At 66.6% G+C, this 1630-nt stretch carries 1 protein-coding gene; it reads left to right on the forward strand.

Annotated features, from left to right (window positions below; genetic code table 11):
• The first annotated feature begins 120 nt into the window (after positions 1–120).
• Positions 121–1491, forward strand: a complete 1371-nt coding sequence (locus tag IVW53_15915; protein MBF6607049.1) for an IS1380 family transposase — start codon at positions 121–123, stop codon at positions 1489–1491.
• The last annotated feature ends 139 nt before the right edge of the window (positions 1492–1630 follow it).

The raw sequence follows: 1630 nt of genomic DNA on the forward strand, positions 1-1630 counted from the left end.
CCCCAACTCTTCACGGAGCCCATTGAACTGAATTCGCCGCGTCCGCGGAAACGCCCTTCCAGTAGGGGAAACTGTGGTTGTCGAGACCCAGCTATTCCCACACAGAAGGGCACTTCCAAAGTGAACGGTAACAGCACCCGTCGCGTCGTCGTGGAACCCGGTGGCACCGGCGTCGTGGCCCACCTCGGACTGCACGCTCTGGGCTCCTTCGCCGACCGGTTGGGGCTCGGGGATGCGTTGTCTGCGTCCATCCCCTGGGCCGGTAACGGTGTCCCGCTCCACGATCGGGGGAAGGTCCTGACCCAGATGGCGCTCACCCTCGCCGGTGGCGGAGAGAGCTGCCTCGACATCGAGCACCTGCGCATCGGGGAGGACCTGTTCGGCTCCGTCCCCTCCGACACCACCGTCGCCCGCACGTTCCACGAGGTCACCGAGTCGACTCGTTCCGGGATCGCCGAGGTGATGGCAGGGATCCGAGCCGCGGTGTGGCAACGGTCGTCGGCCACGACGGGGACGGCTCCGGTGATACTCGACATCGATGCCTCCTTGGTCGAGATCCACTCGGAGGGAAAGGAACAGACGGCACCGAACTTCAAGGGCGGCTTCGGGTTCCACCCGATGTTCTGCTTCGCCGATGCGACGGGCGAGACGCTGACTGCCCTGCTCCGCCCGGGCAACGCCGGAGCCAACACGGTGGCCGATCACGTGATCGTGCTCGATGCCGCCCTCGGTCAACTCCCCACAGCGATCGCTCGCGGGCACGAGGTCGGGGCTGATGGTGACTCGGTGCAACGCGACGTCATTGTCCGGGCCGACTCGGCCGGCTGCACCGAAGGGTTCCTGGCTGCTTGTCGAACCAGGAATGTCGGCTTCTTCGTGTCGGCCCGGAGCAATGCCCAGGTCACAGCCGCCATCTTCGATGCCATCGGAGTCGAAGAGGTGTGGCTGCCCTCGTTGGCGCAAGACGGGGACGTGAAGGACGAGAGTGCGGTGGCCGAGCTCACCAGCCTGATCGACGACACGAAACTGCCGAGTGGCACCCGGCTCATCATCCGACGGGAGCCGCTCCACCCCGGAGCCCAGCGCAGCCTCTTCCCGACCCTCGACTACCGCTACTGGGGCTTCTACACCGACCAGGACGGCGACCCGAGGGAGCTCGATCGCACCATGCGGGCCCATGCCCATGTCGAACAGCACATCTGCCGACTGAAGGACTCGGGACTCACCCGGTTCCCCTTCACCAGCTTCGAGGCCAACGCCACCTGGATGATGACCGTTGTCCTGGCCGCCGACCTCGTCCGGTGGTTCCAGCTCCTGTGCTGTGACGGCGCCTGGCGAGACGCTCGACCGAAGGCACTCCGCTGGGGGATCTTCCATGCTCCCGGACGGCTCGTGCACAAGGCCCGGCAAACCGTCGTCCGGATCATCGACGGGTGGCCCACCGCCGACGTGCTCCTCGACGCCTACCGGCGCATGGCACTGATCACCTGAATCGGTCGGGCTCCCGACGAGGCGGCACCGATTGGACGGCACGCGTCCCTACACACCTTCGGGGTCACATCTGGCCGACGACGCGCCCTCCCGCACCGCCCATCGTCACGGAGACCGACGACCGAGTCGATCTCCGGGC

The organism is Chloroflexota bacterium (genome assembly GCA_015478725.1).
In the GTDB taxonomy this organism is placed as follows: Bacteria; Chloroflexota; Limnocylindria; order Limnocylindrales; family CSP1-4; genus C-114.